The organism is Olleya sp. HaHaR_3_96, assembly GCF_019278545.1.
Lineage (GTDB): Bacteria > Bacteroidota > Bacteroidia > Flavobacteriales > Flavobacteriaceae > Olleya.
This window is the reverse complement of sequence record NZ_CP058987.1, coordinates 4,048,067-4,062,548: the sequence shown is the minus strand read 5'-3', so window position 1 is coordinate 4,062,548 and position 14,482 is coordinate 4,048,067. Positions and strand designations below refer to the sequence as shown.

General features: G+C 32.0%; 11 protein-coding genes. 8 read left to right on the top strand and 3 right to left on the bottom strand.

The window, feature by feature from the left end:
* On the bottom strand, nucleotides 1-2,178 hold the full coding sequence (locus tag H0I26_RS17970) for a M56 family metallopeptidase (RefSeq protein ID WP_218700268.1): 2,178 nt from the start codon (nucleotides 2,176-2,178) through the stop codon (nucleotides 1-3).
* A gap of 2 nt (nucleotides 2,179-2,180) precedes the next feature.
* A complete protein-coding gene (locus tag H0I26_RS17965; protein WP_218700267.1) occupies nucleotides 2,181-2,540 on the bottom strand; it encodes a BlaI/MecI/CopY family transcriptional regulator in 360 nt (119 codons plus the stop codon).
* Nucleotides 2,541-2,724: 184 nt separating this feature from the next.
* Between H0I26_RS17965 and H0I26_RS17960 the strand changes: the two genes are divergently transcribed.
* Nucleotides 2,725-3,666: a calcium/sodium antiporter gene (locus H0I26_RS17960; protein ID WP_218700266.1), complete on the top strand. Its 942-nt coding sequence runs from the start codon at nucleotides 2,725-2,727 to the stop codon at nucleotides 3,664-3,666.
* Between the two features lie 80 nt (nucleotides 3,667-3,746).
* Here the strand turns inward: H0I26_RS17960 and H0I26_RS17955 are convergent, their stop codons facing one another.
* The gene (locus H0I26_RS17955) at nucleotides 3,747-4,766 is read right to left on the bottom strand and encodes a glutamine synthetase beta-grasp domain-containing protein (protein WP_101020056.1); all 1,020 of its coding nucleotides are present in this window, start codon (nucleotides 4,764-4,766) and stop codon (nucleotides 3,747-3,749) included.
* Between the two features lie 190 nt (nucleotides 4,767-4,956).
* Between H0I26_RS17955 and H0I26_RS17950 the strand changes: the two genes are divergently transcribed.
* From H0I26_RS17950 to H0I26_RS17920, 7 genes are all read left to right on the top strand, one after another.
* A complete protein-coding gene (locus H0I26_RS17950) occupies nucleotides 4,957-7,143 on the top strand; it encodes a glutamine synthetase III (protein ID WP_218700265.1) in 2,187 nt (728 codons plus the stop codon).
* Nucleotides 7,144-7,646: 503 nt separating this feature from the next.
* Entirely contained in the window at nucleotides 7,647-9,095 is a 1,449-nt protein-coding gene (locus tag H0I26_RS17945) for a hypothetical protein (protein WP_218700264.1), read from the top strand.
* A 135-nt stretch (nucleotides 9,096-9,230) separates the two neighbouring features.
* Nucleotides 9,231-9,746 (top strand): hypothetical protein, encoded by a 516-nt coding sequence (locus H0I26_RS17940; protein WP_218700263.1) that lies wholly within the window; start codon nucleotides 9,231-9,233, stop codon nucleotides 9,744-9,746.
* 52 nt (nucleotides 9,747-9,798) lie between these two features.
* Complete coding sequence (locus tag H0I26_RS17935; RefSeq protein ID WP_218700262.1) at nucleotides 9,799-10,944, top strand: curli production assembly/transport protein CsgE; 1,146 nt, start codon at nucleotides 9,799-9,801, stop codon at nucleotides 10,942-10,944.
* 11 nt (nucleotides 10,945-10,955) lie between these two features.
* Entirely contained in the window at nucleotides 10,956-11,354 is a 399-nt protein-coding gene (locus tag H0I26_RS17930) for a curli production assembly/transport component CsgF (RefSeq protein ID WP_218700261.1), read from the top strand.
* Nucleotides 11,355-11,371: 17 nt separating this feature from the next.
* Nucleotides 11,372-12,859, top strand: coding sequence for a CsgG/HfaB family protein (locus tag H0I26_RS17925; protein ID WP_218700260.1), 1,488 nt, complete (start codon nucleotides 11,372-11,374; stop codon nucleotides 12,857-12,859).
* A 44-nt stretch (nucleotides 12,860-12,903) separates the two neighbouring features.
* A complete protein-coding gene (locus H0I26_RS17920; protein WP_218700259.1) occupies nucleotides 12,904-14,391 on the top strand; it encodes a carboxypeptidase regulatory-like domain-containing protein in 1,488 nt (495 codons plus the stop codon).
* The last annotated feature ends 91 nt before the right edge of the window (nucleotides 14,392-14,482 follow it).

Here is a 14,482-nt window from a genome sequence, read left to right as displayed (position 1 = left end):
TTATTCCGAAGTAATATCAATATTTCCAACTCCATCTAGACTAATTTTTACAGTACTAATTCCTTTGTTTGCTTGATAAGTGACTTTAGATTTTTTACCTTTTTTATCTTCCACAGATAATTTAAGTTTAGTGATTTTATCTTTGTTATTGCGATTAATAGTTAAGTATTTTAACTCTATACCTTGAGTTTGTAAAGATCTTTTGTGTTGTTCTAAAATTTCTTTTGGTGTTATCATGCTAATAAAATAAGTACTACCATTTTTAGTGGCATCTTCGTCGCCTATGTAAGTAAGGCTAATAACTTCTGGATTTGATATTTTCCAAGGACCACTTTTTTTATTAGATTCTTTTTTTGTAATTGAAGTGGTTTTGTTGTTTTGTTTAGTCGTAATTAATATAATGCCATTTTTTCCTTCTTCACCATAAGCTTTTATTGCTTTTTCGTCTTTTAAGACACTCATAGATTTGATGTTTTCAGGTTTTAAATTTGATAACTCTTGTTCGTTTGATTTTTGACTGTCTATAAAAACAAGCGGTTTCCCGTTGTTTTTTGTTTTAAACCGTAGCGTGTCTGTTACTGTGATGTTTTTATTTAGTATTGGAGTATTATTGTTGATAGGAGAGTAGATAATACCGTTTTTTACTAAATTTCCATTGCTATCTTGTGTGATAATTATCTCTTCTTTATTTGAAGTAATAGCATGTTTTTGTTTTGTGGTAATTTCAATAACGCCATATTTTCCTTTAGATCCATATTTTTTTGTAGCCATATCTCCCTTGAGTACGAAAATTGATGCTATATTTTCTGGCTCTATATCTAGTTTGTCTTCTGTTATTTTACCGTCTATAACATACAATGGTTTATCTCCTTCTTCTGTAATAAGTAGTTTGTTTGCTAAGTCTTTAGTAGCTTTTGTTTGAGAATTGATAATGGTATTTTCAGTGTGTGAAACGCTATCTTGTTTTGTGATTGTTTTGTCAGTAATAACACTTTTGTCTGTTGCGTGCATTACTACTTCTTGATTTTGGTTTTCAAAAACTAATACTCCATTTTCAATTTTTAAATGAATATTAGAAACAGGGATTTTTAAGTCGTTTCCATAAGTTGCATTGTGATTAAACTTGTTTGAGCTTTTTGATTTTGTTTCAATTGAAAGTTTTGTGATTTTACCTTCTAGATTTCTTTTTAAATTAGAAAACTTAATATTCAAACCATCTGTTTGCGCTTCTAGCTGGTTTTTAATAGCTTCAATGTCTTGATCTGTAGAGTTTGAAGTTATTGTAAAAAGATTAGATCCTGTTGCGTCCTGCATAGTTTCCGCTTTAGCGATATAAACTTCTTCTGTATTAAAACTCATTAAGAATAGTGCTAAAAAGGGTAGCACAATGGTCAACTTAAGTTGATTTCTTGTTTTTGATTTTGATTTTTGTAACATAACGATTCGTTTTTTGATTAATGATTGATAAAAATTATTGGTAATAGCTAATTGATTTGTAGTTAAACTAGCTTTTAATAATACAGTCTGATAGCTTTTTGCGCATTTTATCTTGTTTTGCGCCTCATGGTCTGCTATAAATTCGAGATTTTGTTGTAATGCTTTTTTGTAGAGCCAAACACAAGGGTTAAACCAAAATAAGATGCTTGCTATTTGGATTACCAAGATGTCTATGGAGTGTAATTGTGTAGCATGTACTTTTTCGTGTGCTATAATATGTTGCAGTTCCGACTTGGTAAACTGATTGCTATTAAAAACTATACGATTAAAAAATGAAAATGGCGCAATTTTGGTATCAGTTTCAATATAGATGAACTGATCTTTTTTTGTTTTTTTCTCATTTTTTAATAGTCGGTGTAATGATATAAATTGAAGTGTCACTTGTGTTAAAACAAATAGTGCTCCTGTTGCATATAGAAAAGGTAGTAGTTGCCAATAATCAAAGCTAGATTGTTCTGTGGTTTGTTGATTTGTGGCTATTGTAGTTTCAAAGAATTGTACTGGTGTTGGTGTGTATTCTATATAAATAGGAATAATAATTAAAGGTAGTAGGATGGAAGCAAACAAACCTATTAGAAGAAACCAACGATTGGCTTGAAAAAAAGTGTCACGTTGTAAAAACAACTTGTAACACGCGTAAAATAGTATGATAATTGCCGAAGCTTTTAAAAAGTAGTCCATGGTTAGTCTTGGTTTTCTATTAAACGAATAATCTCTTTTAGCTCGTCAACGCTTATTTTCTCTTCTTTAGCAAAAAACGACACTACATTTTTGTAAGAACTGTTAAAGTAATTGTCTATGGCAGTATTCATAAATTTATTGCGATAGTCTTCTTTGGCTATGATAGGGTAATAACGATGAGTCTTTCCAAAAGCCATATAGCTAACGTATCCTTTTTCGACAAGATTTCTAATCATTGTCGATAATGTGTTGTAGTGTGGTTTGTCTTCTTTGATTGCTGCCATCACATCTTTTACAAAAGCGTTTTCAAGCTTCCATAAAATGTGCATTATTTCTTCTTCTTTATTGGTTAATTTCTGCATAATCAAAGTGTTATTAATTGTCTGAAACAAACATAACTAAAAAAACAGTTATATAACTATTTTTTTAGTTTTTTAACTGTTTTTTTAGTTTTGGATAAAAAGCATTCCATGATAACGTAAAAAACAGAGGCGCTAATTCTTATTTAGGATTTCAAAATGTATCTTCGCAAAAAATATATTTTTTATGAGTGTAGCATATCTTATTTTAGGGTTTATATTATTAGTAGTAGGTGGAGAGTTTTTAGTGCGATCTTCTGTGGCTTTATCCTTTAAGCTAAATATTTCTAAAATAGTAATAGGTATGACGGTGGTGTCTTTTGCGACATCTGCACCAGAGTTATTAGTCAGTTTACAAGCAGCCTTAAAAGGGTCTCCTGCTATTGCTATTAATAATGTAGTAGGATCTAATATAGCTAATATAGGCTTGGTATTGGGGATTACTGCTATCGTTGGAGCTATTGGTGTAGATAAATCCTTTTATAGATTAACATGGCCTGTTATGATGTTGTTTTCTATAGCGTTATATTATTTTTTATGGAACGATAACCAATTAACGGCACTTGAAGGTTTGGTTTTATTTGTTAGTTTAATTGTGTTTATAATATACTTAATAAGAAGTCAAAAATCTACTGAAGATTTAGAGGAGGTGGATGATGCGTTAGCTGTTGTTTCTAATTTTAAAATCGGAATTTGGTTGTTAATTGGTGCTGCAGCATTATATTTTGGTAGTGAGTGGTTGGTTAAAGGAGCAACGTCAATAGCGACTAGCTTAGGGGTTAGTGAGGCTGTTATTGGTGTAACGATGATTGCTATTGGTACAAGTGTGCCGGAATTGGCTGCATCTGTTATTGCTGCTGCTAAAAAAGAGAAAGCTATTTCTTTAGGGAATTTAATTGGGTCTAATATTTTTAATATAGGGTCTGTTTTAGGATTAACCTCAATGATTAAGACTATTCCTGTAACAGAGTCTCTAATATTATCGAGAGATATTTTTTGGATGTTAATTTTTGCAGCACTAGTGTTAGTGTTGGGATTGTTACCAAAGCGTAATGAAATAAATAAGTATAAAGGTTTTGCTTTAGTAGCGTTGTACGGTACGTTTATCTTTTTAGTTTTTAAAGGATAATAAAAACTAATCGAGCATAAAAAAAACGCTTTCTAATTTATAGAAAGCGTTTTTTATTGGATTTAACTAGTGATCAGCTATTAGCTAATATTAGCAGATTTTACTGTCTTAATAATACGACCTGCTATTTTGTATGGATCACCATTTGATGCTGGACGACGGTCTTCTAACCAACCTTTCCATCCTTTCTCTACTGTGATAATTGGAATACGAATTGATGCTCCTCTATCAGAAATACCATAACTAAAGTCATGGATAGATGCTGTTTCGTGATCACCAGTTAAACGTTGGTCGTTAAACTCTCCGTAAACCGCAATGTGTTCTTTAACTACTGGTCTAAAAGCTTCGCAAATTTTCTCGTATGTTTCTTGAGATCCACATGTTCTTAAAACCGTGTTAGAAAAATTAGCATGCATTCCAGAACCATTCCAATCCATATCTTTTCCTAATGGTTTTGGGTGGTACTCTATATAATAACCGTACTGTTCTGTTAATCTATCTAAAAGGTATCTTGATACCCAAATTTCGTCTCCTGCTTTTTTAGCGCCTTGTGCAAATAATTGGTATTCCCATTGTCCAGAAGCAACCTCTTGGTTGATTCCTTCAAAATTTAAACCAGCGTCAATACATAAATCAGCATGCTCTTCGACTAATGCTCTACCATGAGTATGTAAACCACCAACTGAGCAGTAGTACATCCCTTGTGGCGCAGGGTATCCACCAATAGGAAATCCTAAAGGTTTTTGTGTTTTAGTATCCATGATAAAATACTCTTGTTCAAAACCAAACCAGAAATCATTATCTTCATCTTCAATAGTAGCTCTACCGTTAGATACGTGTGGTGTACCATCAGCATTTAAAACCTCAGTCATTACTAAATAGCCATCTCTTCTTGCAGGATCTGGATAAATAGCAACAGGTTTTAATAAACAGTCAGAAGCACCTCCTGAAGCTTGTTTTGTAGAAGAACCGTCAAAAGACCAAACCGGACAGTCTTCTAGTTTTCCACTAAAATCATTTTCAACTTTAGTTTTACTTCTCATATTTTGTGTTGGGAAATACCCATCCAGCCAGATATATTCTAATTTAGATTTACTCATGATAAAAAATTCTTTTTTAGTTATATGTTATAGCAAATATAAAGTAAAAATGATTTTACCCATAAAAAAAGAAGGGTATAAATCAAATATTTATTAAAAGCATGTTAATAACCCTGTTTTTTTTAGGGTATCATATTTTGTTAGTGTCTATTTTTGTAATTTCGCAAAATAATTTAATTAAAAAGAAGATATGTCAACATTAAGATTTCATGCCATAAAAGAATCCTTAAAACGTAAACCGATTGTTATTGAAGAAAAACAACGTCGTTCTGAAATTTTTGGAAATCATGTTTTTAATGAATCGACCATGCGTCAGTATTTAACAAAAGAAGGTTTTGAAAGTGTTAGAGATGCCATACAATTAGGTAAAAAGATTGACAGAATTGTGGCAGATCATATTTCTACAGGAATGAAGGAATGGGCTATCTCAAAAGGAGCAACGCATTATACGCATTGGTTTCAACCATTGACAGGGGCGACAGCAGAAAAACACGATGCTTTTTTTGAAACTATTGGTGCTGGATTGGCTATAGAAAGATTTGGAGGAGGGCAATTGGTGCAACAAGAGCCTGATGCTTCTAGTTTCCCTAATGGCGGAATACGAAATACATTTGAAGCACGTGGTTATACTGCTTGGGATCCTACATCGCCAGCATTTATTTACGGAACAACATTGTGTATTCCAACTGTTTTTGTGTCTTATACAGGAGAGGCTTTAGATTATAAAACACCTTTGTTAAGAGCATTGCAAGCAGTAGATAGTGCGGCTGTAGCAGTATGTAAATATTTTGATAAAAACGTTAAAAAAGTAAACGCATCACTAGGTTGGGAGCAGGAGTATTTTTTAATAGATCGCGATTTAGCTATGTCTAGACCTGATATTGTTCAGACAGGTCGCACGTTGCTAGGGCATTCGCCTGCAAAAGGACAGCAATTGGATGATCACTATTTTGGGACTATACCAAATAGAGCGATGGCGTTTATGCGAGATTTGGAAACCGAATGTATGCTATTGGGTATACCGGTAAAAACTAGGCATAACGAGGTAGCGCCTAACCAGTTTGAATTAGCGCCGATTTATGACGAAGCTAATTTAGCAGTGGATCATAACTCCTTATTAATGGATGTGATGGATAAGATTTCCGATAGGCATAATTTTAAAGTATTATTTCATGAAAAACCTTTTGCAGGAGTCAATGGTTCTGGGAAACATAATAACTGGAGTTTAAGTACGGATACAGGGGTTAATTTATTAGGTCCAGGAAAAACACCAATGAGTAATTTGCAGTTTTTGACCTTTTTTATAAATACCATAAAAGCGGTCAATGATAATGAGGAGTTGTTACGTGCTGCAATAGCGTCTGCTAGTAATGATCATCGATTAGGAGCAAATGAGGCACCCCCTGCAATTATTTCGGTGTTTATAGGACAGCAATTAACTAAGACTTTAAATGAATTGGAGAATGTGACAGATGGTAAGTTGTCTCCAGAAGAAAAAACAGATTTAAAACTTAATGTTGTTGGTAAAATTCCAGATGTACTATTGGATAATACAGATCGTAATAGAACGTCTCCTTTTGCTTTTACAGGAAATAAATTTGAGTTTAGAGCGGTGGGGTCTACTGCTAACTGCGCTAATCCAATGACAGTGCTAAATAGTATTGTTGCTAAACAATTAATTGATTTTAAAGTTGAGGTAGATGCTTTGATAGATAAAAAGGATATGAAAAAAGATGATGCCATCTTTAATGTTCTTAGAGAATATATTAAAAAATCTAAAAATATTTTATTTGAAGGTAATGGTTATGGAGAGGCTTGGGAGAAAGAAGCTAAGAAAAGAGGGTTGAGCAATAATAAGACAACGCCTGAAGCATTAAAAGCAAAAATCTCTAAAAAAACATTGGATCTTTTTGAAGGTTTGGGGGTGATGAATAAAATTGAATCTGAAGCACGCTATGAGATTGAAATGGAGGATTATGTCCTTAGGATACAAATAGAGAGTCGTGTTTTAGGGGATATAGCACGTAATCATATTATTCCGACAGCTGTTAAGTATCAAAATGTTTTAATAAAAAATGTAAAAGGACTAAAAGAGATTTTTGGTAGTGATTTTAAAAAATATGCGAAAGAACAATTAAATCTAATTGAAGAAATTTCTACCCATATAGAATCGATTAACGTTGATGTTACTAAAATGACTGAGGCACGTAAAAAATCGAATAAGAACGAGGATATAGAAAAGAAAGCGTTAGCCTATTGTAGTAAGGTAAAACCATTGTTTGAAGATATTAGATACCATTGCGATAAATTAGAATTGTTAGTTGATGACGAGTTGTGGCCTTTAACTAAGTATCGAGAGTTGTTGTTTACAAAGTAATCTGATAAATTAAGAAATTAGCCTCATTAAGTTGGGGCTTTTTTTTGTTTTAAACTTTAATTTGATGTGCTCTTTTGCTCGGGGATTGGTTTGTGTTAATGCTTCATATTTTTAATTGTGGAATCATTATTAGGGCATTATAGTCCAAGTATTAAATTAAGTCGAAACTGAAATAGATTAGTTTTTTTATATAAGATTTATAAGTGAAGGTCTTTTTCTGATTTTAGTTACAGAAAAAGGGCTCTAGTATGTTGGTATTTGCGCTTTTTACCCTGGATTTTTCTACGTAGTTCTACGTATGTTTAAGTGTTTCAGTGAGTTAGCTCTGGTTTTTAAGGTGAAAATATTGTAAGAAAAAACTTATTTGACTTTGCGTTTCAACGTTTAAAATTGAAATGTTAACGAATATATAGTTAAAACGAGTGATTTTTTTGGGGATTCAAATTTTGTAAACTTATAAATTCTATACCTTTGAAGTGCTATTAATCAATATATATTTAAACATGAAAAAAGTATTTTTCAGCGCAGCTGCGCTAATGTGTGGAACAATGATGTTTGCACAATCGAACAACAGTTCAGTAAATTCAGTAGGAAACAACAACACTTCAGCAGTTAGTCAAGTAGGACTAACAAATGATTCCGATGTGGATCAAGTTGGTGATGATAATGATTCTTCTGTAGATCAAGACGGAACTTCAAACTTATCTGAAGTTAGACAAGCAAGTGGTTATGGTCCATTAAGAAACCGTAACAACAGTGTGGTGGAGCAAGATGGTACTGCTAATGATTCTTTTGTTTGGCAAGACGGAGATGACAATGTATCTTCAATCGATCAAGACGGTACTGCTAATGATTCTTATGTAGACCAATGGGGTGACTTCAATGATAATGAGGTTATTCAAAATGGAAACAATAATGACTCAGATGTATATCAAGGATACAATGGAGATAATCATATTAGTACTGTAAATCAGCAAGGAGACGATAATGTATCCTATGTTTGGCAAGATGGAGATTCTAATATTTCTGATGTTGACCAAGGTGGTGATAGAAACGACTCCAGTGTTGATCAAGATGGAAATGATAATATTTCTGATGTATTACAGGGGTTTGCAGGGGATGATAATGTTAGTGTCGTAGATCAGGATGGTGACAATAACAATTCTAATGTTGACCAATGGGGAAATTTTAATGACAGTTATGTTAAGCAGGATGGTAATAATAACGATTCTGATGTTTTTCAAGGATATCCTGGAAATTACAATACAAGTGATGTAGACCAAATTGGTGACGATAATACATCTTATGTGTCGCAAGACGGTGGGAATAACACTTCTGACGTCGATCAAGATGGTAACTTGAACGATTCTAATGTTAATCAAGATGGTTTTTTTAACAGTAGTGCTGTTTTTCAAACAGGAAACTCTAATCTATCGACTACTGATCAAATAGGAAATGCAAATGGTTCTTCTCAAATTCAAACAGGAAATGATAACGAATCTTATGTTTCTCAAATTGGTAATAATAATGGGTCTTTTGTGGCTCAAGTAGGAGATTTAAATGATTCTGATGTGGACCAAGTAGGAAACTTGAACAACAGTTCAGTGGCTCAAAATGGAGATAATAACTCGTCTGACGTAGATCAACTAGGTAACTCTAATGGTTCTTCTGTAGCACAAGCTGGTAATGATAATACGTCAATTGTTGCTCAAACAGGAGATGCTAATACAAGTACAGTTGCACAATCCGGAGACTTACACTTATCAACAGTTACACAAAATGGAATGGGTAATATTAGTAATGTAACTCAAGCTGGATTCTCACATACTAGTGATGTTTTTCAAGATGGTAATGCTAATAATAGTATTGTTACACAAACAGGTACTACTCATACAAGTGATGTCGATCAAATTGGAAATGGTAACACGTCTACTGTTACACAAAGTAACTAAGTTTAAGCTATTATAGAATAGATTATTTTATTAAAATAATTATAAGGTATAAGAGCATTAATTTGCTCTTATACTTTTTATAACAGATCGATATTAATCATTACTTGTTTAATATCTCTAATAAAACATAAGACTATGAAAACTATATTTAAACTTTTAATAGCTGTTTCAATACTAATTACAAACAACCTAGCTACAGCTCAAACATTTGAAACTACAGATGCAAAAAATCATATCTCAGGTTTTGAAACACAGTCTTCTCAAGAAAATTTCTTATTAAATCAAGGTGCTACTACAATAAACTTATCGACGACCAATAAGTCTATTTTTATTGCACAAATAGGAGATGATAATGATTTAATTAGTAATTCAAAATCTTTAGAAAGTACTATTGTTATTGTGCAAAATGGAGATGAGAATCTTGCTGTTTTAGATTTAAACAGTAAAAAAATAAATGAAACCGTTATACAACATGGGGATAATAACGCTTTTCTAGATTATAGTCCATTTAAATCTGATGTTAGAAATGCGACAATTAATCAAACGGGTGATAATCAGAATTTAACCATGTTTGGGACTAATACTTTATCCGAAAAAATAAAAATTTCTATGCAAGGGCAGGGCCAATCTATAATTATTAGAAATTTTTAAGACTTATTATATGTCTTTGTTTTCTATAAAATCAATAACAATATCAGTTGTTATGTTTCTGTTTACAATCGGGGTGTATTCCCAAGTGTATAATATGGAAGTAGAAGCTAAGCTTCATATCAATCAAGATAACGAACACATTACGATTAAAGGAATTGCAATTAATAAAACTAAAGGGAATAAAAATTTAAGTTATAAGTTGTCTGTATTTAAAACAGATCAAAACAATAATAAGTCAAAAAATCAACAAAGTGGTTCGTTTGATATCAGTTCTGACCAACAAAAAGACTTGTCTACGTTGTCAATTAATTTTGATAAAAAATCAAAACTTATAATTCTACTTTTAGTGTACGATTCTGATAAGATCCTTATTGGTAAAGACAGAGTTGTATTGCATGATGAAAAACAAAACAGTCTAGAGGTTAGAAAAGATATAGCAGATAAAATTAATGAGTTTTCCGTAAAAGTATCAGAACAGAGTATTAATAATGAGGTTGAGGCTAAAATACAGATAGATCAACAAAATGATTTTACAAGTATTAAGGGAACTGCTTTTAATAAAACAGAAATCACAAAAAGTTTAATTTATAAACTAGTCGTTTTTAATAAAGAAGAAGACGCAAATACGATAGAAGACGAGAAACATGAAAGATTTATATTATTGGCTAATCAGAAGGTCGATTTGTATTCTATCACATTTAATTTAAATAAAGCGGATAAGAAAATATGTGTGCTTTTAATTTATGATTTAGATCATAATATAATAGGTCAAGATCGCATTGTTTTTAATGATGATTCTAATGATAGATTAGAGAAAAAGAAAAAACGAGAACAGCAATTACGTCAAGCGCAGGAAAACTCTAAAGATGTGAGTGTTGCCGTAAAAGATGGTCTTGAATTAAATGGAATTGTTGTAGAGGATACAAAAACGAAACCAGGAAGGGACTTTTATAAGCTGTTTTATGCGTTGTATTCGCAAAATAATATAAACGGAAATAAAGTTGTTACTATTAAAGAGATTTTAGCACTAGGCAGGAATACAAAAATAGAAGTAATAGTCGGTGATGATGAGGTGTTTTCGTTTTTTGTAAGACCAAGTACAGAGTATTTAACTAAGATGAACGATTACGCTATAGTGCGTGTTTATAAGCATTTTAAAAGACAGGAAAAAGAATCAAAAACAATTAAACGCTATTAATTATTTTTATCATGAAAAAACGACTTGTACTGCTATTATTTTTTACAGGATACTTTTGTATTGGTCAGCAGTTATCCTATCAACCAATTAATCCTGCATTTGGAGGAGAGACATTTAACTATCAATGGTTATTAAGTTCTGCTAATGCGCAAAATTCTTTTACAGACCCTAACGCTAGTGAAGGTAATGATGAAAGTTCGCTTGAAGCTTTTGGTGAAAATTTAAATAGGCAAATATTAAGTCAATTATCAAGATCTCTTTTTCAAACACAATTAGGAGACGAGCTGCAGGAAGGTAGTTTTAGTTTTGGAAGTTTAGCTCTTGAGATTTATGATTCTGCAGAAGGTTTAGTTGTTAATATTCTAGATGTAGATACAGGAGAACAGACACAAATTATAATTCCTAATTAATCCCTTAACCAAAGATCATGTTAAATTATAGACCTGCTTTTGGAGTTGTGTTATTTTTATTACTAACCAGTTGTGGTGCCTTTTTTAATCAACCATATGAGCGGGAAAGAGCAAGGATTGGAGAAACAAGTCCTGTGACTAATAGGTTAAAAGAGTTTCCATTGCCTCAAGAACCGGTAGTCGCAGGTGTTTATAATTTTAAAGACCAAACTGGTCAGTATAAAGCAGTTGAAAATGGGAGCACTTTTAGTACGGCGGTATCTCAAGGAGGGACAACGATGTTAATTAAAGCTTTGGAGGATTCTAAATGGTTTACTGTAATAGAAAGAGAAAACTTAGGAAATTTACTTAACGAAAGAAATATAATTAGATCAACAAGAGACGAGTATCGGAAAAATAAAAATCCAAACGAACCTACGTTACCTGCGCTTCTGTATGCAGGTGTGCTGTTGGAAGGTGGCGTTATATCTTATGATACAAATATTATTACAGGAGGAGCAGGTGCAAGATATTTGGGTATTGGAAGTTCTACTCAGTATAGACAAGATCGAATTACGGTGTATTTAAGAGCAGTGTCTACGTCGACAGGTAAAATTTTAAAAACAGTTTATATCTCAAAAACTATTTTGTCTCAAGCCGTATCTGCAACCCTATTTAAGTATGTTAAATATCAGCGATTACTTGAAACGGAAATAGGTTTCACGAAAAATGAGCCAGTACAATTAGCAATGAAGGAAGCTATTGAGAAAGCAGTCGAAAATTTAATTGTTGAAGGGATCAAAGATAAAATATGGTTGCCTAGATTAAGTGAAGAGTCTACAGTTAAGCTTATTCAAGATTTTGATGCAGAAAAGGATGAAGCGATTTCCACAGAATTATACGAGCGTTTTCTAACAGAAAGAAGAGGAGATTATGTTGTTTCTACAGCCTTAGGAGGGGCTCTTATTAATGGGGATTTGCCTAATCCTCAACCCGAATTTAATAGTAAAATAGGATTTAAACGGACCTTAAATCCATACCTAGACTTAGGGTTTACTTATAATAAATATAATTTAGAAAATAAAGAGCTTATTAATGAGGGGTTTATGTCTTTTGATTTAAATATAGAGTATAAAGTTTTACCATACGACAATTTTACACCTTACCTTTTTGGAGGTGTAGGTACAAATGCTTCTAATTATTTTAAAACTATAGATCCTAAATTACAAGTTGGTTTTGGGTTAGAGTATTTGATAAAAGATAATTTAGGAGTGTATCTATATGGAGAGCATAATCTTGTGTTTTCAGACGAAATTGATGGTGTTGTTTCTGGTAAAATAGATGATATGTTTTATCGTTTTGGAATAGGAATAAATTTTTACTTATCTAAACCAGATACTAAATTTAATAAACGTAAAAAGTTAAAAAAACTTGAAAAAGCAGAATTAAAACTCTTGAAGAAAGAAAATCGTAGGCAAATGCAAGAAAAAAATAAAGCAAAACGTTTACTTAAAAATAATAATTAAACATTCTGTTAAATTTTAATTTAACATTTAAATAATTGAAACAGATGAAAATAACTTCAAAATATATAAGTTTATTCTTCATGTTAACGGTGTTAATAAGTTGTAGTGAAGATAAAGTGTCGCTTAGTGGTGCAGGTGTAATTACAGGTAAGGTAGTGTCTAAAGGAGAAAACGAACCTTTAGAAAATACAAAAATATCAACAAGTCCAAGTACTAGTATAGTTTTTACAAATGCTTCTGGTGATTTTGTAATTAATACAGCTTCAGTAGGGACCTATTCAATAGAAGCTCAGAAAGATGGGTATTTATCTAAATTTGAATCTATAACGGTTGTTGAAGATAATGAAGTTAACGTAATTTTTGAGTTAGATGTTGAGACGGCGAATAATGATGCACCCAACACGCCAATATTGAATAGCCCAGTTAATGATGCTATAAATCAATATTTAAGTTTAGACCTAGTTTGGGAGGGTTTTGATCCTGAAGAAGATGATTTGGTATACGAAGTTCAAATTTTAAACGATCACAATTCTGATGTTTTAATATATACAGATGTAATAGATACAACCTTAACGGTTTCTGGATTGGATTACAATACTAAATATTTCTGGCAAGTTTCAGCTTCTGATAATATTAACGCTTTGGTTTTAAGTGAAACATTTAATTTTACAACAATTGGGTTTCCTGCTAATAGAGTGTTTTTTACTAGAAAAATAAATGAGAACAATGTTATTTTTTCAGTTGATAGTGAGGGTAACGAATATCAACTAACATCATTAAGTAGTAATAGTTGGAGACCAAGAAAAGCAACAGGTCTTGATAAATTAGCATTTTTAAGATCTAATGGCGGACAAACACATATTTACACTATGGATCTTGATGGTAGTAACATTACTCAGGTAACAAATAATATTGCCGTAAATGGGTCTAACTTAGAGGAATTAGATTTTGAGTGGAAAAGTAATAACACAGCGTTTGTATATTCTAATTTTGATAAGTTATACCAAATTAATACAGATGGTTCTGGTGTAGTACAACTACATCAAACACTTAATGGTAATTTTATTACGGAAGTAGACTGGAATCAAAGTACACAAAGTATGGTAGTTAAAACAAATAATGCGGTAGGTTATAATGTGGAGATTTATACTATTAATGCTACAGGTGTGATTCAGGATTATGTCTTGCAGAATGTAAACGGAGCTGCAGGAGGATTAGATTATAGTTTTGATGGTTTAAAGTTGTTGTATACCTATGATGTTTCTGGAAATCAAAATACAGAATACAGGCAACTCAATACGCACATGTTTATTTATACAATTGCTACAGCTATGTCACAAGATTTATCAACATCAAAGCAAGCAGGGACTAACGATTTAGACGTGCGTTTTGCGCCGAACGAAGCAGATGTAATTTTTGTAAATACGTCTAATGACGGTATCTCTCAGAACAATATTTATAAAATGAGTTTAGATTTAGAAGAAACGAGAACACTACTTGTTAATGATGGTAAAATGCCTGATTGGAAGTAATTAACAATTTGGTCGTAATTAAAAGTATAAAAGCACACATATTATTTGTGTGCTTTTTATTTATAAATATCTTTGTTGCTTAACACAACAT